This window comes from Gemmobacter aquatilis, assembly GCF_900110025.1.
Lineage (GTDB): Bacteria > Pseudomonadota > Alphaproteobacteria > Rhodobacterales > Rhodobacteraceae > Gemmobacter > Gemmobacter aquatilis.
Window position 1 is genome coordinate 1 of sequence record NZ_FOCE01000017.1, and the last position, 18,619, is coordinate 18,619.

Annotated in this window: 17 protein-coding genes; 4 read left to right on the forward strand and 13 right to left on the reverse strand. The window is 65.3% G+C overall.

Annotated features, from left to right (window positions below; genetic code table 11):
- Positions 1 to 439: 439 nt before the first annotated feature.
- The 4 genes from BMX43_RS18190 to BMX43_RS18205 all read right to left on the reverse strand — a co-directional run bounded on the left by BMX43_RS18190 (position 440) and on the right by BMX43_RS18205 (position 4,564).
- Complete coding sequence (locus tag BMX43_RS18190; RefSeq protein WP_091303575.1) at positions 440 to 1,957, reverse strand: tripartite tricarboxylate transporter permease; 1,518 nt, start codon at positions 1,955 to 1,957, stop codon at positions 440 to 442.
- A 1-nt stretch (position 1,958) separates the two neighbouring features.
- Positions 1,959 to 2,450: a tripartite tricarboxylate transporter TctB family protein gene (locus tag BMX43_RS18195; RefSeq protein ID WP_091303576.1), complete on the reverse strand. Its 492-nt coding sequence runs from the start codon at positions 2,448 to 2,450 to the stop codon at positions 1,959 to 1,961.
- Positions 2,447 to 3,391: a Bug family tripartite tricarboxylate transporter substrate binding protein gene (locus BMX43_RS18200; RefSeq protein ID WP_091303577.1), complete on the reverse strand. Its 945-nt coding sequence runs from the start codon at positions 3,389 to 3,391 to the stop codon at positions 2,447 to 2,449. The genes BMX43_RS18195 and BMX43_RS18200 overlap by 4 nt, the downstream gene beginning before the upstream one ends.
- A gap of 117 nt (positions 3,392 to 3,508) precedes the next feature.
- A complete protein-coding gene (locus BMX43_RS18205; RefSeq protein ID WP_091303578.1) occupies positions 3,509 to 4,564 on the reverse strand; it encodes an ABC transporter substrate-binding protein in 1,056 nt (351 codons plus the stop codon).
- 75 nt (positions 4,565 to 4,639) lie between these two features.
- On the opposite strand from BMX43_RS18205, the gene BMX43_RS18210 reads away from it, so the two are divergent.
- The 3 genes from BMX43_RS18210 to BMX43_RS18220 all read left to right on the forward strand — a co-directional run bounded on the left by BMX43_RS18210 (position 4,640) and on the right by BMX43_RS18220 (position 7,613).
- On the forward strand, positions 4,640 to 5,317 hold the full coding sequence (locus BMX43_RS18210) for a response regulator (RefSeq protein WP_091303579.1): 678 nt from the start codon (positions 4,640 to 4,642) through the stop codon (positions 5,315 to 5,317).
- Complete coding sequence (locus BMX43_RS18215; RefSeq protein ID WP_091303580.1) at positions 5,314 to 6,693, forward strand: sensor histidine kinase; 1,380 nt, start codon at positions 5,314 to 5,316, stop codon at positions 6,691 to 6,693. The genes BMX43_RS18210 and BMX43_RS18215 overlap by 4 nt, the downstream gene beginning before the upstream one ends.
- 236 nt (positions 6,694 to 6,929) lie before the next feature.
- Entirely contained in the window at positions 6,930 to 7,613 is a 684-nt protein-coding gene (locus tag BMX43_RS18220) for a calcium-binding protein (protein ID WP_091303581.1), read from the forward strand.
- A gap of 49 nt (positions 7,614 to 7,662) precedes the next feature.
- Here BMX43_RS18220 and BMX43_RS18225 read toward each other — a convergent pair whose 3' ends face one another.
- From BMX43_RS18225 to BMX43_RS18260, 8 genes are read right to left on the reverse strand one after another with little or no spacing between them, the layout of a single operon-like run.
- Positions 7,663 to 8,484 carry a creatininase family protein gene (locus tag BMX43_RS18225; RefSeq protein WP_091303582.1) on the reverse strand — a complete coding sequence of 274 codons (822 nt, stop codon included), beginning with the start codon at positions 8,482 to 8,484 and terminating at the stop codon, positions 7,663 to 7,665.
- The gene (locus BMX43_RS18230; RefSeq protein ID WP_091303583.1) at positions 8,481 to 9,116 is read right to left on the reverse strand and encodes an NAD(P)H-dependent oxidoreductase; all 636 of its coding nucleotides are present in this window, start codon (positions 9,114 to 9,116) and stop codon (positions 8,481 to 8,483) included. The genes BMX43_RS18225 and BMX43_RS18230 overlap by 4 nt, the downstream gene beginning before the upstream one ends.
- Positions 9,116 to 9,697, reverse strand: coding sequence for an NAD(P)H-dependent oxidoreductase (locus BMX43_RS18235; protein WP_091303584.1), 582 nt, complete (start codon positions 9,695 to 9,697; stop codon positions 9,116 to 9,118). The genes BMX43_RS18230 and BMX43_RS18235 overlap by 1 nt, the downstream gene beginning before the upstream one ends.
- Positions 9,694 to 11,088, reverse strand: coding sequence for an FAD-binding oxidoreductase (locus tag BMX43_RS18240; protein ID WP_091303585.1), 1,395 nt, complete (start codon positions 11,086 to 11,088; stop codon positions 9,694 to 9,696). Before BMX43_RS18240 ends, BMX43_RS18235 begins: the two co-directional genes overlap by 4 nt.
- Before the next feature lie 3 nt (positions 11,089 to 11,091).
- Complete coding sequence (locus BMX43_RS18245) at positions 11,092 to 12,354, reverse strand: cytosine deaminase (protein ID WP_091303586.1); 1,263 nt, start codon at positions 12,352 to 12,354, stop codon at positions 11,092 to 11,094.
- Positions 12,354 to 13,202 carry an ABC transporter permease gene (locus BMX43_RS18250; RefSeq protein WP_091303587.1) on the reverse strand — a complete coding sequence of 283 codons (849 nt, stop codon included), beginning with the start codon at positions 13,200 to 13,202 and terminating at the stop codon, positions 12,354 to 12,356. Before BMX43_RS18250 ends, BMX43_RS18245 begins: the two co-directional genes overlap by 1 nt.
- Positions 13,199 to 13,993: an ABC transporter ATP-binding protein gene (locus BMX43_RS18255; RefSeq protein WP_245749534.1), complete on the reverse strand. Its 795-nt coding sequence runs from the start codon at positions 13,991 to 13,993 to the stop codon at positions 13,199 to 13,201. Before BMX43_RS18255 ends, BMX43_RS18250 begins: the two co-directional genes overlap by 4 nt.
- A 55-nt stretch (positions 13,994 to 14,048) precedes the next feature.
- Positions 14,049 to 15,038, reverse strand: a complete 990-nt coding sequence (locus BMX43_RS18260) for an ABC transporter substrate-binding protein (protein ID WP_091303588.1) — start codon at positions 15,036 to 15,038, stop codon at positions 14,049 to 14,051.
- Between the two features lie 251 nt (positions 15,039 to 15,289).
- Between BMX43_RS18260 and BMX43_RS18265 the strand changes: the two genes are divergently transcribed.
- Complete coding sequence (locus tag BMX43_RS18265) at positions 15,290 to 15,688, forward strand: RidA family protein (protein ID WP_091303589.1); 399 nt, start codon at positions 15,290 to 15,292, stop codon at positions 15,686 to 15,688.
- Positions 15,689 to 15,691: 3 nt separating this feature from the next.
- Here the strand turns inward: BMX43_RS18265 and BMX43_RS18270 are convergent, their stop codons facing one another.
- Entirely contained in the window at positions 15,692 to 18,565 is a 2,874-nt protein-coding gene (locus BMX43_RS18270) for a hybrid sensor histidine kinase/response regulator (RefSeq protein WP_139201625.1), read from the reverse strand.
- Positions 18,566 to 18,619 lie beyond the last annotated feature (54 nt).

Below are 18,619 nucleotides of genomic sequence, written 5' to 3' on the forward strand. Positions count from 1 at the left end.
GACGAAGCACAGCCATGATCTGCGGTTCCGTAAAACGGCTCTTTCTCATTCGAACCTCCTCAGCTCACGCTACGAGAAAATTCTACCTATGCAGCCCCTTAACCTTGGGGAGGATTACCCAAAGCGGGATCTAGCGACCAGCGTCCTCCTGTGACAGCGTGACTGCCGCGCGTGCCCTGCACCTCTGCAGGCCGGGGTAGACCTGCTGCAGGTAAGCCGCCAGCCGTTCCGCGACGACGTCGGCATTGGAGCGACTGATCCTCCCCTTGGCTCAGGCCTGCCCGGAGCCAGCATTGCCGAAGGAAATCGTCACCTGCACCGCCGAACAGCGCATCGCCAAGGGGCGCGCCGGTCATCTGCCGCAGTGGCGGACAGCGGGCCTCGCCCGGCTGCCCATGCACACGCATGGGTCAACCCGGCGAAGCCCTCTGCAGACAGCTCAATCCTCGTCGCTTGCGATCTGTGCCAGAACGGCACCTTTCCCGCGCATCCGCATCACCCAGGGAACCAGCAGGGCCAAGGCCGCCGCCAGCAGGATGATTGCGGCCAGCGGGGTGGAAACAAGGGTTGTCCAGTCGCCCTGCGAAATCGAAAGCGCGCGGCGCAGTTGTTGTTCGGCCATGGGGCCAAGGATCAGGCCCACCACCACCGGGGCAATGGGATAGCCATGGCGCCGCATCATGAACCCCATGAGGCCGAAGACCAGCAACATGCCGAGTTCAACCGGCGAAGGGTTCATGCCGATGGTGCCGAGCGTGGCGAACAACAAGATTCCGGCGTAAAGCCAAGGGCGCGGGATGGTCAGCAGCTTCACCCAAAGCCGGATCAGCGGCAGGTTCAGCACCAGCAGCATGACGTTTGCGATCAGCAGGCTGGCGATCAGACCCCAGACCAGCTTGGGCGACGTTGCAAACAGCAGCGGGCCGGGTTGCAGGCCGAATTGTTGAAACCCGGCCAGCAGGATTGCGGCCGTTGCCGAGGTGGGCAACCCAAGCGTCAGAAGCGGCACCAGCGTACCCGCCGCCGAGGCATTGTTGGCAGCCTCTGGTCCGGCGACGCCCTCGATCGCCCCATGCCCGAACTCCTCGGGGTTCCGCGCCAGACGTTTTTCGGTGGCATAGGACAGAAGCGTGCCGATTTCGGCTCCGCCCGCCGGCATTGCGCCGATGGGAAAGCCGATCGCCGTGCCCCTCAGCCAGGGTTTCCAGGAGCGCGCCCAGTCGGCCCGGGTCATCCAGACCGAACCCTTGACCGCTTCGATGGTTTCCGCCGCCTGACGCCCCTGCGAGGCGACGAACAGTGCCTCGCCGATGGCGAAAAGGGCCACGGCAAGGGTGGTGATTTCAACTCCATCCAGCAGTTCCGGCACGCCGAATGTCAGCCGGGCCTGCCCGGTCAACTGGTCGATGCCCACAAGGGCCAGCGCCAGGCCGACAAAGAGCGAGGTCAAGCCTTTCATCGTGCTGTCGCCAAAAGCCGCCGAAACGGTGACGAAAGCCAGCATCATCAGGGCGAAATATTCGCGCGGGCCAAAGACCAGCGCCAGTTTCACGACATAGGGGGCCAGGAAGGCAAGGGCGAGCGTTGCCAGAAGCCCGGCCACAAACGAGCCGATGGCCGCCGTGGCCAGCGCGGGGCCACCGCGCCCGGCGCGGGCCATCTTGTTGCCTTCAAGCGCGGTCACAATCGACGCGCTTTCTCCGGGCGTGTTCAGCAGGATCGAGGTGGTCGAGCCGCCATACATCCCGCCGTAATAGATCCCGGCGAACATGATGAGCGATCCGGCAGGGTCAAGACCATAGGTAACAGGCAGCAGCAGCGCCACGGTCAGGGCGGGGCCAATGCCGGGCAGAACACCGACGGCGGTGCCCAGCGTGACGCCGATCAGCGCGTAAAACAGGATCATCGGGTCCATGGCAACGGCAAGACCCTGCAACAAGAAATCGAATGTCGTCATTTCAGCCCCCGAAAATCAGGGTTTCCAGAAAACCTGCGGGCAGTTTCAGCTTCAGAAGCTGATCGAACACACCGTAGATCACCAAAGACAGCGCGATGCCGATAGGGATGGTCATCACCAGCTTGCGCTTGCCAAACCCGGCTGCCGTCAGCGCGAACAGCATCCCCGAGGCCACGGCAAACCCCATGGGGCGCAGCAGCAGCAGTTGCAGGGCAAGCCCGGCAACGATCAGAAGGACGGCCAGGTGATCGGGCCGCGGCAAGGCTTCCGCGCCGGTGCGCAGGGCCGAGATGACATGGGCAACGGCCAGCGCAAGCAGCGCAAAACCGACAAATTTTGGCAAACCGCCCGATCCGACCCCGGCATAGCCGCCTTTGTCGGGGATGCTTGCGCCCTGCCAGACCAAGACGGCCCCGACGGCGGCCAGCAGCCCGGCGATGACAAGCGCCGCCCCATCGGGGCGACGCTTGGAAGGAGTATAGACCTTGATCATTTGACCAGACCGATGTCCTTCAGGACGGCCGTGGTCGTTTCGATTTCCGCAGCCAGTTGCGCATCGAATTCGGCCCCTGCAAGGTAGGTGTTCGCCCAGCCCTTGCTGTCCAGAATGGCTTTCCAGCCGGCCGAGTGCACCATCTTGTCGATGTCGGCGGCGACAGCGGCCTTCTGGTCGGCCGACAGGCCCGGAGCCGCCGCAACCATGCGCCAGTTCTGAACATTCACGTCATAGCCCGCTTCCTTCAGGGTCGGGGCATCGGTGCCGACCCATTTTTCGGCTGTCGAAACCGCCAGCATCCGCATGGTCCCCGCTTCGACCTGCGGCAGGAACTCGCCCACGCCCGAGATGCCGACTGTCACCTGATTGCCCAGAATGGCCGCCAGCGCCTCGCCCCCGCCCGAGAAGGCAACATAGTTGATCTTGGTCGGATCAACGCCCGCCGCCTTGGCCAGCAGGCCCACGGTGATATGGTCCACGCCCCCCGCAGAGCCCCCCGCCCAAGAGACGGAGCCGGGGTCGGCCTTCATCATATCGACAAGCTCGTTGATGCTCTGGATCGGGCTGGAGGCGGAGACCGCAATCCCCACCGCTTCGCCAGTCAGGCGGGCAATCGGGGTCACATCGGCCAGAGAGACTGGCGATTCATTGGTCAGAATCGCACCAACCATCACATAACCGCCAACAATAAGCTGGCTGGGGTCGCCCGAAGTGGACGACGCAAACTGCGCAAGACCCACCGTGCCACCGGCGCCGGGCACGTTCTGCACCTGCACCGACCCCGAAATGGCCTCGGCCTGCAGCACTTCCTGCATGGCACGCGCCGTGCTGTCCCAGCCACCACCCGGCGCTGCCGGGGCCATGATCATATAGTCGCCAGAAAATGCGGGCGCCGCCAGGCTGGCCGCAAGCACGGCTCCCAAGAGCATGTGTTTCATGTTTTTATCCTCCCAAGGCACAGGTCGTGCCATCCGTCCCGGGCAGCACCTCCTCGTGCTGTCCCTGCGACCAATTGCAGCACATGAACCTGTCAACAAGCTGACAGTGCCGACGGGTTACTCTTGTGCCAGCGCCGAACGCCACAGCCGGATCAACCGTCGCCGCTTTGCCTGATCCAGATAGACCAGAACGCCGGGGCTGACCGAAATGACCCGCAAAGGTGCGCCCTGCAGGGACAGGGCATTTCGCGCGCCGGAAACTTCCAGACTGACCGCCGGAAGCCGCAGCGTTTCGGACAGCAGGGATTGGCCGTCCTTGCTCATCAGATGGGCCAGAAAGGCGCGGCCAAGCTCTGGCGAGGCTGCGGCGCGCGGCACCAGGGCCACACGGGGGATCACCACGGTAAAATCGCGCAACAACACCAGACCCAGATCGGGCGCGTTGCGGGCCTGATCGGCGGCATAAGACCCCAGAATGTTGTACCCCAATGCCAGCCGGCCATCGGCAACCCGGTCGATGATCTCCTGACTTGTGGAAAAGGTCTGCAGCCCGGCGGCGGCCATCGTGCGCAACAGCGACCAGATATCCGGGAAATGTTCGGCATCGCGGGCCAGAAACAGATAGCCGACCGCCGATTGCTCGATGTCATAGGTGCCGATCCTGCCCGCCATCCCCGCAGGCAGCCTGCGCAGCCATTCCATCAGTTCCAGCCGTGATTGTGGGGGGCCATCGGGAAAGCTGGGCTTGTGATAGACCAGCACGGCAGGCTCGAAGGTCAGGGCAAAGGCGGTATCCTGCCAGTTGGCCCACTCGGGCCAGTTGCGCGCCTGTGACACATCAACGGGCTGCGCGTAGCCGTCATTGGCCAGTTTGATCTGCATGTCCATGGCCGAGGAGAACACGAAATCCGCTGTCGGCGTGCCCGCCCGCGTCTCGGCGATCACGCGCGCGGAAATCTCGCCCGCCAGCAGATCCTCATAGCGCACGGCAAGGTCGGGATGCGTGCTCTGAAAGGCCAGAATCAGCGGCGCCGCCATCCGGGTGTCCAGTGTGGAATAGATCACCAGTTCGGCACTGGCGGTCCCGCTCGGCGCCGGATAGGCCACGACCTCGGCCGGCGCGGGCCAGGCGAATGTTGTGCACAACAGGATCAGACAGGATATTTTTCGCATGATCTCAATTCGCCAGATGCAAGTTGCGTTCACAAGCACCGGGAATAGGCTAACTTGCCCGCCGGGAGGGCCGCAATGCGTTTGCTGGTAGTTGAAGATGATCTGCCCTTGGCCGAGGCTCTGGTGACGCTTCTGACCTCATCGGGATATGCGGTGGATTGCGTGCATGACGGCGCCTCGGCCGAAGCGCTGGTCGCGGCCGAGCAATTCGATCTGGTGATTCTGGATCTGAACCTGCCCGAAATGGATGGGCTTTCGGTCTTGCGGGCCATGCGCGCCCGCGCCAATCAGGCGGCGGTGATGATCCTGACGGCGCGTGGCGCCGCGGAAGACCGGGTGCGCGGGCTTGATCTGGGGGCAGATGATTATATCGCCAAACCCTTCGATGTGCGCGAATTCGAAGCACGGGTGCGCTCGATCCTGCGCCGCCATGCCGGGTTGCGTTCGGCCACGGTCACGCTGGGCGCCCTGTCGCTGGATCTGACCGCCCGGCAGTTCGTTTTGGCAGGGCAGCCGCTTGATCTGCCGCCGCGGGAGCGGGCCTTGCTGGAACTGCTGCTGACCCGTTCGGGCAAAGTGGTGACGAAAGAGGCGATCGTGCAGTCGTTGACCTCGCTCGACGACATGTTGTCGGACAATGCGATCGAACAATATGTGTCACGCCTGCGTCGCCGGATTGCGCCCTGCGGGCTGAGTTTGCGCACGGTGCGCGGCATTGGCTATCTGCTGGAAAAGGCTCAGGAGAGCCGATGATACGCTATTCGCTGCGCCGTCGGCTGTTGCTCTGGCTCTTTCTGGCCACCATCCTCATCGGCCTGCTGGCCCTGATCGACACCTGGCGCGAAGCGCTGCGCACCGCCCAGGGCGTGTCGGACCGGGTGCTCGTCGGGTCGGCCCTTGCAATCGCCGAACGGGTGACGGTGGATGAAACCGGCGTTCTGGAGGTGGACATCCCCTATTCCTCGCTGGAGATGCTGACCTCCACGGCGCAGGACAAGGTGTTCTACCGGGTGGATGGCCCGATTGGCACCTTCCTGACCGGATATGACGACCTGCCGGTCGTGCCGGCCCCGCAAGGCGGCGTGGCCTTTGCCGACGGCCAGTTCGGCAATGTGGGCATCCGAAGCGCGACCCTGCAACGCGAGGTGTCTACCGGCGCGCGGTCCATCGCCTTTTCGGTGACCGTCGCAGAATCCACTCTGGCCAGATCGGCACTGGCCCGCGCGATTCTGGTTCGTTCGGCCCTGCGGCTGGCGGCGCTGATCCTGGGGGTGGCCGGGATCGTCTGGGTCGCCGTCACACTGTCCCTGCGTCCGCTGGATCGGTTGGGGGCGATCATCGCCGAACGCTCTCCGGGGGATCTGCGTCCGGTCACGGCCAATGTCCCGCAAGAGGTGGCGGCGCTGGTCAATGCGATTAACTCTTTCATGGCGCGGCTGGATACGGCGCTTGTCGCGCTGCGCCATTTCACCGGCAATGCCAGCCACCAGTTGCGCACGCCGCTGGCGGTGGTCCGCACCCAGATCGCCCTGATCGACCGCAGCGCCACGCCAGAGCTTGCGGCGGCGGCGACCGCCAAGGCGCTGGTCGCGCTGGAACGTGCCGAACGTGTGCTGGCGCAACTGCTGGTTCTGGCCCGCGTGGATGCGGCCACGGGGGCCGCCCTCCTGCAGCCTGTGAACATCGTGGCCATTGCCAAGGATCTGACCGCCGAGGTGGTGCCAAAGGCGCTGCAGCGCGGGATCGACCTCGGATACGAAGGCCCGCAGGATGCCATGGCGATGGCAGAGCCGGTCCTGCTGGGAGAGCTGTTGATGAACCTGCTCGACAATGCCATTGCCTATGCCGGGCCGGGGGCTGTCGTCACTGTGCGCGTCGGCAACGACGCAGGTGCCATCGTGCTGGAGGTGGAAGACAACGGCCCGGGGCTTTCTGCGAAACAGATGACCGAGGCCCGGCACCCCAAACGCGACATGCCCATGCGCGCCGCGCTGAAAGATCAGGACTCCGGCTATGGCCTCGGTCTGGCCATCGCCTCCGAAATCGCCGCCCTGTTCCATGCGGAACTTCTTCTGCAGACCGGCAGCGAGGGCCGGGGGTTGCGGGCGACAGTCAGGTTTTCGGCCTAGCCCCGCTGCCCCGGGCCTGTTGCCGCAGGGCCATTTCACTGGCCGCAGCCAGCCCGGCATGAAGCCCGGTCTGCGCCCCCATTGCCGCGTGATGTCGCGGGGGCATGGCGCGGATATGCAAGCCCGGCCCACGCCCTTACGTAAGGTCATACGATTTCTTGGGAATAAACCCGCGCCTCACTGCGTTTACCCAGCAACCAGGACCAATGGGGTTCTGGACAGCAAGGAAAACACTCATGGCAACCATTATCGGCAATGGCGACGCGAACCTGCTGCGTGGCACGGCCCTGAACGACCTCATTCGCGGCCTTGACGGTGCCGACACGATCACAGGCAACGATGGCAATGACCAGCTCTTCGGCGGTGACGATGAAGACCTGATCCATGGCGGAAACGGCTTCGATACGATCGCGGGCGGCAAGGGCGAAGACCGCATGTATGGCGGCGCGGGCAACGATCTGCTGACCGACGAAAGCGGCAACGACCTGTTGGATGGCGGGGACGGTGACGACATCCTGCGCGCTGGCGAGGGCAATGACAGCACCTATGGCGGCACCGGCAACGACCTGATCTATGGCGGTGAAGGAAATGACCTGATCCATGGCGGCGCTGGCAATGATCGGTTGATCGGCGGCGAAGGCAATGACGTGATCGAAGGCGGGCAGGGCAATGACGTGATGACCGGCGGTGCCGGGGCTGATCGCTTCGTCTTCGTCGCCGGGGTGGACCGCCTGCGCGATTTCGAGGGCGGCGATGACGAGATCGACCTGTCCGGCCTGGCAAGCGTCAACAGCTTCTCGCAGGCGATGGCACGGGCGGTGCAGCGCGGCGATGATGTGGTGTTCACCTTTGCCGAGGGGCGGTTGATCCTTGAAAACACACAGCGTTCCGCGCTCGACGATGATGATTTCCTGTTCTGAGGATCTGGTCTGAACGATAGCGGGCGGGTTCACACGAACCCGCCCCTTCTCAGGTGATCGGGTGTCTTGGTGCTGCCGTTGCGACCATGCCGTCCATCGGATGCGCCGCCACCGCCCGCAACAGGCCCACGAAGCCCCGCACCTGATGTTCCGCCGTGGCGCGGCCCTTTTCCGCCGTAGCCGCCGCCGCATTCCCCACCACCCCCGCCGGGTTCAGGTCCGATGCGATCCAGCCATAGCTGAGCGCCCCGGTCGGCGGGATCGCCGCCCCCTCGGCACTGGAGCGGAAATCGCGCGCAGCACCCATATCCACCGTGTCCGGGTTGAACTGCAGCATCAGCGAGGTTTCCACATCGCCGCCATGGATGCCGAAGGCCAGCTCATGCGGGGAATACATCGCCTCGGGGTGGCCGAAGCCCGTCCATTGGCACTTCACCGCCAGCATCCCGGCCCGCACCCGCAATTCGCGCGTCAGGATCGACACCAGATCCAGATTTCCGCCATGGCTGTTGACGATCACGATCTTGCGCACCCCGGCCCGCGCCACCGAAAGCCCGACCTCCAGCCAGGCTTTCAGCGCCGCTTCCGCCGAAAGCGTCAGCGTGCCCGCCGCCCAAAGGTGTTCATTCGATTTGCCCACCGCCTGCACCGGCAGAATGCGCACCTCGGGCGCTTCGGCCTCGGGCAGGGCGCGCAACTGGCGGCGCAACTCGGCCAGCATCCCTTCTGCGATCAACGTATCGGTGCCCACCGGCAGATGCGGCCCGTGCTGTTCCACCGCCGCCGTGGGCAGGATGGCGATCAGCCGCGCCGGGTCCAGCCCCTGAAATTCCGGCGCGCGAAAGGCGGCCCAGTCCAGCCTGCGGGTCATGCCTGTGCCTCCATCCGGCGGGGGTCTCGGGCAGCGCCCGCCAGCAGCCGGTCCATCTGCCGCGCCACGCAGGCCAGATGTTTGGCCCGGCTTTCGGGGGTCGAGCTGTCCATCAGATAATGCATCGCAAAGGCGGTGCGTTTGCGCGGCGCACACAGCAGGCCCACCCCGCGCATCAACGTCCGCTTGCCCGGCGCGCCGATGAAAAAGGTCAACCAGCGCGAGGCGCCGCCGGTGGTAAACACCCCCAGCCGCGTGATGTGGCGCAACCCGGGGCGAATGGTCTTGTTCGCGCCGTCGGGCATCAGAAAGGCCACATCCGGCAGCAGCACCCGGTCCAGCCAGCCTTTCAGCATCGCGGGCAACCCATACCACCAGGTCGGATAGACGAAGATCAGCGTGTCGCACCAGCGCAGCGCCGCCACATCCTCGGCCACCGGATCGGCATTGCCGGGGCAGGCCAGATAGCCCTGCCATTCCGGCGGGCTCAGCACCGGCGAAAAGCCCCGCGCATACAGATCCAGCAGCCGCACCTCGGCCCCCGCCGCCGCCAGCTTGTCCAGCACCAGATCGCGGATGCCCGCCGTGAAACTCGCCCCGTGGGGATGACAATACACAACCAGCGCCCGCATCAGAAAGCTTCCATCTCACTCTTTACCCGCGCCAGAAAGGCGCCGCGCTGCGCCCCGGTGGCGCGGTTCATGTCATACTGCGCCAGATAGCGCAGCTTGTCGGGCCGGGTCACATGCCACACCGCCCGGGTGACGATCTTGCGCGGCGGATCGCCCGCGCCGATCGCCCGCCAGCGCGTGCCGCCATAGGTGGTGACGGCGGCCAGCTTGCGGATATGCGTCAGGTTCGGCTTCACCAGCCCGTCTTCCAGCCGGAAGGACACGCCGGGCAGGAACACCCGGTCGAAGAACCCTTTCAAAATCGCCGGAAAGCCGAAATTCCACACCGGAAACACCAGAACCAGCGCCTGCGCCGCGCGCAACCGCTCCACATAGCCCTGCACCGGGGCGATGTTGCTGTCGGTCTCGTGATAGCCGCGCCGCTCTGCCTCGGTCAGCACGGGCGAAAAGCCTTCGGCGTTCAGGTCGCAATCATCCACCTCCCATCCCTTGGCGGTCAGGCTGTCCACCACCGCCCGGTGCAGGCTGGCCGAAAAGCTTTCGGCGCAGGGATGGGCAAACAGCACCAGCGCCCGGCTCATTCCGCCGCCCTCAGGCCCGCATAGGCATAGATGCCCTGATAGGCCCAATCCGGCACATCCCAGGCGATCATCTTGCCGGGGTTCAGCAATCCCTGCGGATCGGCCTCGCGCTTGAAGGCCAGTTGCCGGTCATCGACCGACTGCCGCCCGCCTTCCTCCAGCGTATAGCGATGCGGGTTGAAGATCATGCAGCCCAGGTCCTCGTGGATGCGCACGATTTCCTCCAGCCGGTCCTCGGTGGTGAACCGCACCAGCGTCAGCCCGGCATAGATCACCTGACCGCCCTCGCGCATCACCTCCAGATGCTGCATCAGTTCCGGCCCGAACCGTGCCCGCACCGCCGCGATCTTCGCCAGAAAATCCGGCCCGGCATAGCGCACCTGCAGATAGGTGATCGACGGCTCCACCTTCAGCGCCCGCAGGGTGGTGTGGTTCCAGCCATATTCATAAGCCACGCCCGGGTCGCGCGGCCAGTCATGCGCGTCAGAGCGGTAGATCACCTGCGCCTCGGGATAGCGCGCGGCGAAGGTCAGGAACCCATCCATCGCATGGGGCGCCACCATCAGGATCACCACATGATCCGCCGCCGTCACCCGGCCCTTGAACCGCTGGAAATAGGCGTCTGCCACCGGCGCCTCGCACACGGTGACCAGCTTGACCAGAATCCCGTCCTGCCGCGCCAGATCGGCACCGAACTGCGCGGCGGCGGCGAAATCGGGCAGGGTGACAAACACCCCCAGCCAGTCATATGCCGGGGCCAGCGGCATTTCGACTTCGGTGATGATGCCATTGGTGCCATAGGCATGGCTCACCCGGTGCAACTCCTCGCCGGTAAACTCCAGCACGCTTGGCGCCGCCTCCATCGTCACCACGCGCAACCGGATGATATTGCCCAGATCGCGCAGCGCGCCCCAGCGCACCGATCCCACCCCGCCAGACCCGCCCGCGATGAACCCGCCGATGGTGGCGGTTGCGGCGGTCGAAGGGCACATGCGCAATTCCTGCCCCGAATGGGCGCGCGTCGCCGCATCCAGATCGCGGATCACGATGCCCGGCTCGCAGATCACCCGCCCCGGCGCGATAGCCTTGATCGCCACCATGTTCTTCATATGCAGCACGCAGCCCCCGGCCAGAGGCATGGCCTGCCCGTAATTCCCCGTGCCCGCCCCCCGCACCGTCACCGGCACACCATGCGCATGGCAGACGCGCAGCACCTCGATCACCTCGGCCTCCGACCGGGGGGAGATCACGAAATCGGCGGTCACATGATCCAGCCGGGCCTTCAACACCGGCGAATACCAGAAGAAATCCCGGCTTTTCGCGCGGATCGAGGTCGGGTTCTCGTCCAGTTCCAGATGCGCAAGGGCGGCTTTGGCGGCGGCAATATCCATGGGTCAGCTCATCAGATCGTCGAGTTCAGCATAATCCGGCAGCCTGCGGTCGATGGCCACGCCACCCCGCAGCACGATCCGGTCCGATTGCGGGCGGGCGTAAAGCTCGGTCCAGCTGCGCGCCTTGCAGATCACCAGATCGGCCGGGGCACCGGGGGCGAGGCTGGGGGCTTCAAACCCGCAGGCCTGCGCCGGGTTGGTGAAAAACGCGCGCGGCCAGTCACTGGCCGAATGATCCAGATGCGCGATCCGCGTCGCCTCGCGCATCACCTCGATCATGTCCATGTCGCCGTAAGCATAGAACGGATCGCGCGTGTTGTCCGAGGCGAAGCTGACATTGATGCCGCGCGCCCGCATCTCATGCACCAGCGTCACCCCCCGCCAGCGCGGCGTGCGCTCCGCCACCCGGTCCTGCAGATACATGTTGCACATCGGCAGGCTGACCACGTTGATCCCCGCCCGCGCCACCAGATCCAGCGTATGCGCCCACTCCACCTCGTCCTGCACGGCAAGCGAGCAGCAATGCCCCACGCTCAGCGGCAGCGCGAAGCCCATCTCCAGCACGGTTTCGGCAATCACCCGCAACGTCGCCACCGCAGGATCGCCGGTTTCATCCACATGAATATCGGTATGCAGCCCCCGCGCCTCGGCCAGCCGGAAGAAATCCACCAGCCGGGGTTTCAGATCGGGGATCGGATAGGTCACGCAGCCCAGCACGCCGCCATGATCGGCGACAATATCCGCCGTGCGCACGAAGGCGCCGCTGGCATCGACATTTTCCATCCCCACAAGGCAGGCGGCCTGCAGGTCGATCCGCCCGGCCCATTCGGCGCGCAATTCGGCGAACACCGGGAAGGAAATCGCGTCCTGCGGCGGGATGCTGTCCAGATGGGTGCGGATCGCCCGCGTGCCATGCGCATAGGCGCAGCGCAGCGAGAATTCCATCCGCCGCCGCACATCCTCGGCGCTCCAATGCGCCACCCGGTCGGCCCCCACGGTATTCAGCGCGCCCATGAAGGTGCCATCCGGGTTGCAGGCGCGCGGCCAGATATGGCCCTTGTCCAGATGGGTGTGCATATCGGTGAAGCAGGGCAGGGCGATCGCGCCGCCCATGTCGATCTGCGGCCCGGTTGCCGCATCGGCCAGCTTGCCCCCCGCCACATGCAGGGTCAGCGGGATCAGATCGCCGTCTTGCCCGCTCAGGCAGGCCGGGGTCTTCAGGTTGGTCAAAGTATAATCGCCGCTGGGCAGAGCGCGGAAATCCATCAAATCTCCCGTTTGAGGGCACTTTCATGCCATTTGTGCAAAAGCGCATGGCTGAGGAAGGACAGCCCGGCAAAGATCACCACCCCGGTCGCCGCAATCAGCGCCAGTGCGGCGAACATGCGCGGGATGTTCAGCCGATACCCGGCCTCCAGAATGCGGAAGGCCAGGCCGGACCCGATCCCGCCGGTCCCCGCCACATATTCCGACACCACCGCGCCGATCAGGCTCAGCCCCCCCGCGATGCGCAGCCCGCCCAGAAAATAGGGCAGGGCGGAGGGCAGTTGCAGATAGCGCAGCCGCTGCCAGCGCGTGGCGCCATAGATGCGGAACAGATCGCGCAGGTTGTGATCCGCCGAGTTCAGCCCCAGCGTGGTGTTCGACAGGATCGGAAAAAACGCCACCAGCCAGGCGCAAAGCAGCAGGCCGATCATGCGGTTTTCGACATAGATGAAGATCAGCGGCGCGACAGACACCACCGGCGTCACCTGCAAGATCACCGCGAAAGGATAGAACGACATTTCCGCAAAACGGCTCTGGTTGAACAGCACCGCCAGCCCCACGCCACCCGCCACCGCCACCGCCAGCGCCATCAGCGTGATCTGCAACGTCACCAGCAGCGCATCGAACAGGATCGCCCAATCCTTGATCAGCGTCTGCGCCACCAGCCCCGGCCCGGGCAAGATGTAGTGGGGGATCTCATTCCACACCACCACCCGGTCCCACAACAGGATCGCCAGCCCGATGGTCAGCACCGGCAGCAGCCAGCGCCCGATCCGGTCGATCTGCCGCGCGCGGGCGCGTTTCTGTTCTTCGGCGTCCAGCAGCGGAATGGGGTCGGCGATGCTCATGCCGCATCCCCCATCGCCTGATGCAAGGCGCCCGAGGCTTCGCGGCACAGCGCCGCATAATCGGCCGAAGTGCGGAAATCCTCGCCGCGCGGATAGGGCGCATCGACCGCCAACTCCCGATGCACCCGGCCCGGACGCGCCGCCATCACCACGATCCGATCCGACAGGAACACGCTTTCAAACACCGAATGGGTGACAAAGATCACCGTGCAGCCGATCTTGGCGCGCAGTTCCAGCAGATCGTTGTTCAACTTGTGGCGGGTGATCTCGTCCAGCGCTGCGAAGGGTTCATCCATCAGGATCAGCCGGGGCGAGGTGACCAGCGCGCGGGCAATCGACACCCGCATCTTCATCCCGCCCGACAATTCGCGCGGATAGGCGTCCTCGAACGCCTCCAGCCCCACCAGCTTCAACGCCAGCCGGATCTGATCGCGCACCGCCACAAAGCTTTTGCCGCGCAGCCGGTAGGGCAGCCAGACATTGTGCGCCACCGTGGCCCATGGCATCAGCGTCGGTTCCTGAAACACCACGCCCAGATCGCCCGCTTCCTGCCCGCCCGCCCAGGTGATCGCCCCCGCCGTCGGGTGCATCAGCCCGGCAATCAGCCGCAGCGCCGTGGATTTGCCGCACCCCGACGGGCCAAGGAGCGAGATGAAATCGCCCTCGTTCACCGTCAGGTTCATGCCCTGAAGCGCCACGGTCTGGCCGTTGAACACCTTGTTCACCCCGGCCATGCGCAGGATTTCGGGCCGCGCGCCCATCGGTTTGATCTTGCGCCAGGTGGTCGCCATGCGGGGCACTCGTTTGGGAAAGGGCAGGGCGGGCAGAACCCCGCCCTGCAACACCTTACTTCTTTAGATCCATGCCGACGCCCTTGCCGACAAAGCTCAGATCAATCGCCTTGGAATAATCCAGATCCGCCGGCACCACGCCCGCCGTCGCCATCTTGTCGAAGAAATCCTTGATCTTCGCCTCGGTCATCACACCCACGCCCAGCGTCAGCGCATCGCCCGAATCCACGATCCCCGCCTCTTTCATCTTTTCGATGCCATAGGCGATCTGCTCGTCGTTCATGTCAGGATTGTCTGCCTTGATCATGGCGTTGGCAGCAGCGTTGTCGCCATAAAGGTAGGTATACCACCCCTTGATCGACCCATCGACGAAGCACTTCACCTGTTCGGGCTTCTTGGCCACCGTGTCGGCCATCGTCTCGATCAGCGTCGAATAGGTGGAATAGCCCGCATCGGCCAGCAGGAAGACATCGGGTTTGAACCCGCCTTCCTTTTCCACCATCAGCGGCTCGGACGACAGATAGCCCTGCATCGCCACGCCCTCATCCGCGATGAACGGCGCGGGGTTGAACGTATAGACCTCGCGCTGTTCGGGGGTGAAGCCATAGGCCTTGATCATCCACTGGTAATAGCTGGCATAGCCTTCGTCGCCGATCAGCAGCTTCAGGCCCTTGAGGTCTTCAAACGTCTTGGCCTTGCCCGGATGCGTCAGAATGACCTGCGGTTCCTTCTGGAAACTCGCCGCCACCGCCACCACCGGTACGCCTTCGGCCGCAGCCGAGAAGGTGCCCAGCAGGTTGCCGCCCATGTTGTAATCGATCTTCCCCGCCAGCATCAGCGCGCGGTTGTTCACCTGCGGCCCGCCCGGCATGATCGTCACATCCAGCCCGCAGGCCGCATAGGTGCCATCCGCGACGGCCTGATAGAAGCCGCCATGTTCGGCCTGTGCCAGCCAGTTGGTGCCAAAGGTCACCGGCTCGTTGGCCAGTGCCGCAGTCGCCGTGCCGCACAGGCACAGGGCGAGGGTCGTTGCCGTTTTCCGCATGTTTGTTCCCTGTCGGTTGATTCTGTTTTCCTCAGGGTAGGTGCGTGCGGGGCCGCGTCATGGGGCGCCGGTCATACGCCTGCAAATAATCCTTGCAGGTGCTGAATTGCTGGGCGCTGATTTGACTGTGCGGTTAAAAAATCAGCTTCCCGCATTTTTTCCTGCTAAAACCAGTCAGCCATGCGCTGCCTTCCTATACTTTAGGTCAGGTTGTCGGCCTTCTGGCCACCTGCCCCATACCAAGGTCACCTATGTCCGAAACGCCCCGGATGCTTGTCCCCGCCACGATCCGCCCGCCCTTCGGGCGCTATGCCCATGGCGTGGAACTGCCGCCCGGGGCGCGCGTGGTGATGACCTCAGGCCAGCTTGGCCTTGGCCCCGATGATGTGGCGCCGCCCGATGTTGCGGCGCAGGCCCGGCTCTGCTTTGCCAACTGCACCGCGATTCTGGCCGAGGCGGGCATGGCCCCCGCCGATGCCGTCCGCATCGTGGCCTATGTCACCGACCGCGCCCATATGGCCGCCTATATGGCGGTGCGCGATGAATGGCTGGCCGGGGTCAGCCGCTTGCCGGTCTCCACCCTCGTCATCGTCTCCGGCTTCACCCGCCCCGAATTTCTGGTCGAGGTCGAGGTGACCGCCGCCCGCTGACCGCTACCCTTTCGGGCCGAAATCCGGCGGGGGCCCGGTCAGCACCTGATGCAGCTTCAGCGCCAAATCCTGCCGCCGATAGGGCTTCGACAGCAAATGCAACCCCGGGTCCAGCCGCCCGTGATGCACGATCGAATTCTCGGTATAGCCCGAGGTGAACAGCACCCGCAGTTCCGGCCATTCGGCACAGGCGCGTTCCGCCAGCAGGCGCCCGTTCAACTCGCCCGGCATCACCATGTCGGTGAACAGCAGCGCCACATCCCCCGCCGCGCGGATCGCCAGCAGCGCCGCATCGCCATCCGCCGCCGCCGTCACCCGGTAGCCCAGACTTTCCACCAGCCGCTGCACATGGCCACGCAGCGCAGGGTCGTCTTCGGCCACCACCACATGTTCGCCACGGCCCATCGGTATGGCCACAGCCGGGGCCAGATAGGGCGTGCTGCCTCTGCCTTCAAACTGGCCGCGGGGCAGATACAGGCTGACCGTCGTGCCCTGACCAAGCTCCGAATAGATGTTCACATGCCCGCCCGACTGGCTGGCAAATCCATGCACCATCGACAGCCCGAGACCCGAGCCCTTGCCTGCAGGCTTGGTGGTGAAAAACGGATCAAAGGCGCGCGCCAGCACCTCGGGCGGCATCCCCACCCCGGTATCCGACAAAGCGATGCGCAGATAGGCCCCCGCCCGCACCCCCGGATGTTTGGCGGAATAGGCGGAATCCAGATGCACATTCGACATCTCGATCATCAATTGCCCACCTTCCGGCATTGCATCGCAGGCGTTCAGCGCAAGGTTCAACAGCGCCGTCTGCAACTGGCTCGGGTCCGCCTCCACCGGCGACAGGCCCGGCGGCGTTACCAGCCGCAGCGTGACATAGGCGGGCAGGGTGCGCGCCAGCATCCGTGTCAGTTCGGCCAGCACGTCCGAAGGCTCCAGCATCCGGGGCTGCAAGGGCTGGCGCCGCGCGAAGGACAGCAGGCTGCGCACCAGATCGGCGCCGCGCTCCGCCGCCTGCACCACCGCCTCGGCCAGTGCCTGCTCGGTCTCTGATCCCGCCGCCGCCGCCAGCAATTCGGCATTGCCGACGATCACTGTCAGCAGGTTGTTGAAATCATGCGCTACCCCGCCGGTCAGCTTGCCCACCGCCTCCAGCTTCTGCGCCTGATGCAGCCGGTCCACCGCCTCGCTCGCCGCCGTCACATCCTCCATGGACCCGATGACGCGGAACGCCTCGCCCGAGTCGTCACGCAGCGCGCGCGCCCGGTCGCGCACCCGGGCATAGCTGCCATCGCCGCAGCGAAAGCGGTATTCGGCCCGCCAGTCATCCTGCCGCCCGGCAATGAAGGCCCGAAACTGCCGCGCGATCATCGTGCGGTCATCGGGGTGTATGGCGTTTTCCCAATGGGTCAGCCGGGGGTTCACCCCCTCCCAGTCATGCCCGAAAATGCCGCGCATCCCTTCCGACCAGCTGACCGTGGCGGCCCGAAGGTCCACATCATAGATCGCATCCGCCGCCACATGCAGCAGCGCGCGCAACCGCTCGCCCTCTTCGCGCAACCGCGTCACATCGACGATCGAACCGATGATGCGCAGCAGATTGCCCGCCGCATCGCGCTGCGCCAGCGCCCGGTCGATCACATGGGCGATGCTGCCATCGCCGCGCCGCACCCGATAGGCATATTCCCAGCGCGGGATCTTTTCCGCCAGCGCCGCGTCACGCAACGCGGCAATGCGCGGGTAATCCTCGGGGTGGATCGCCGCGCGCCAACTGCCCGGCCCGGTCGCATTGGCCCGCGGGTCCAGCCCGAAATGCGTCGCATAATTCTCGGATCGCCAGATCTGCCCGCTGTCCGGCGACCAGTCATAGATCACATCGGGCGAGGCTTCTGCCGCCAGCCGAAACCGCTCCTGCCCCTCGCGCAGCGCGGTGATATCGACGATGGAGCCGACACTGCGCGCCGGGCGGCCATCGGCATGGCGCAAAAACCGCATCCGCCCGATGACATGGGCATAACTGCCGTCCGCCCGCGCGAAACGGTATTCTTCAGACCATGTTTCCGCCCCAGCCGCCAGCGCCGCCGCGCGGCTGTCCACCAGCCGGGCCCGGTCGTCCGGGTGCACCAGACTCAACCAGAACGTCACGCCGCCCCGCCCCGCCGCAGGGGTATGGCCATAGCGGGTTTCCAGCGCATCGCTCCACCAGTTTTCGCCGCTGTCGCAGTCGAAGATGAACAGCACGTCATGCGCCGCCGAAGTCGCCAGATGGAACCGCGCCTCCGCCTCGTGCATCGCGCTGATGTCGATCATCGCGCCGACCATGCGCCGCGCCGCGCCGCTGGCATCGCGCAGCAGGTAGCCCCGGTCAATCACATGCGCCAGCGTGCCATCTGCCCGCAGCAGCCGATAGCTTTCCTCCCAGACCTCGCGCTCCTGCGGCGCGACCGTGCCCACCTGCCCGGTCATCCGGGGGCGATCTTCCGGGTGCAAGCGCGCCAGCCAAGCATCCACATGCCCCGGAAACACCGCCGGGTCATAGCCGAAGGGCGTGCCGCCCTCGCAGGCCCATTCCAGCGCGCCGCTGCCCATGTCCCAGTCGAACACCGTCAGCCCGGCAGCGCGCGCCGCCAGCCGAAAGCGGCTGGCCGGGCCGGTGATGCCCACCACCGCAGGCGCCTCGCCCGCGCCCCATGGCACCGGCTGGCGCTGCAGCGTCAGGTCTGCCATCTGCGCCCCGCGCGCCTCCAGCTCCGCGATCTCCAGCCCTGCGCCAAGCCCAAACGCCTGCGCCGCCCGGTTGGCATGGATCACCCGCGCCGCAGTGGGATCAAGAACCCAGATCGGTAGGCCGAATCTGTCCAGAAGCTCTGCCGTTGCCATATGTCCGCTGCCTGCCGCTGTTTTTTCCACTATTGCGCAGCCTTGGCGCGGATT

Bases quoted from the DNA above. Each gene is read 5' to 3' on its own strand.
- BMX43_RS18190 (WP_091303575.1), bottom strand. From the start codon at position 1,957: ATGACGACATTCGATTTCTTGTTGCAGGGTCTTGCCGTTGCCATGGAC.
- BMX43_RS18195 (WP_091303576.1), bottom strand. From the start codon at position 2,450: ATGATCAAGGTCTATACTCCTTCCAAGCGTCGCCCCGATGGGGCGGCG.
- BMX43_RS18200 (WP_091303577.1), bottom strand. From the start codon at position 3,391: ATGAAACACATGCTCTTGGGAGCCGTGCTTGCGGCCAGCCTGGCGGCG.
- BMX43_RS18205 (WP_091303578.1), bottom strand. From the start codon at position 4,564: ATGCGAAAAATATCCTGTCTGATCCTGTTGTGCACAACATTCGCCTGG.
- BMX43_RS18210 (WP_091303579.1), top strand. From the start codon at position 4,640: ATGCGTTTGCTGGTAGTTGAAGATGATCTGCCCTTGGCCGAGGCTCTG.
- BMX43_RS18215 (WP_091303580.1), top strand. From the start codon at position 5,314: ATGATACGCTATTCGCTGCGCCGTCGGCTGTTGCTCTGGCTCTTTCTG.
- BMX43_RS18220 (WP_091303581.1), top strand. From the start codon at position 6,930: ATGGCAACCATTATCGGCAATGGCGACGCGAACCTGCTGCGTGGCACG.
- BMX43_RS18225 (WP_091303582.1), bottom strand. From the start codon at position 8,484: ATGACCCGCAGGCTGGACTGGGCCGCCTTTCGCGCGCCGGAATTTCAG.
- BMX43_RS18230 (WP_091303583.1), bottom strand. From the start codon at position 9,116: ATGCGGGCGCTGGTTGTGTATTGTCATCCCCACGGGGCGAGTTTCACG.
- BMX43_RS18235 (WP_091303584.1), bottom strand. From the start codon at position 9,697: ATGAGCCGGGCGCTGGTGCTGTTTGCCCATCCCTGCGCCGAAAGCTTT.
- BMX43_RS18240 (WP_091303585.1), bottom strand. From the start codon at position 11,088: ATGGATATTGCCGCCGCCAAAGCCGCCCTTGCGCATCTGGAACTGGAC.
- BMX43_RS18245 (WP_091303586.1), bottom strand. From the start codon at position 12,354: ATGGATTTCCGCGCTCTGCCCAGCGGCGATTATACTTTGACCAACCTG.
- BMX43_RS18250 (WP_091303587.1), bottom strand. From the start codon at position 13,202: ATGAGCATCGCCGACCCCATTCCGCTGCTGGACGCCGAAGAACAGAAA.
- BMX43_RS18255 (WP_245749534.1), bottom strand. From the start codon at position 13,993: ATGGCGACCACCTGGCGCAAGATCAAACCGATGGGCGCGCGGCCCGAA.
- BMX43_RS18260 (WP_091303588.1), bottom strand. From the start codon at position 15,038: ATGCGGAAAACGGCAACGACCCTCGCCCTGTGCCTGTGCGGCACGGCG.
- BMX43_RS18265 (WP_091303589.1), top strand. From the start codon at position 15,290: ATGTCCGAAACGCCCCGGATGCTTGTCCCCGCCACGATCCGCCCGCCC.
- BMX43_RS18270 (WP_139201625.1), bottom strand. From the start codon at position 18,565: ATGGCAACGGCAGAGCTTCTGGACAGATTCGGCCTACCGATCTGGGTT.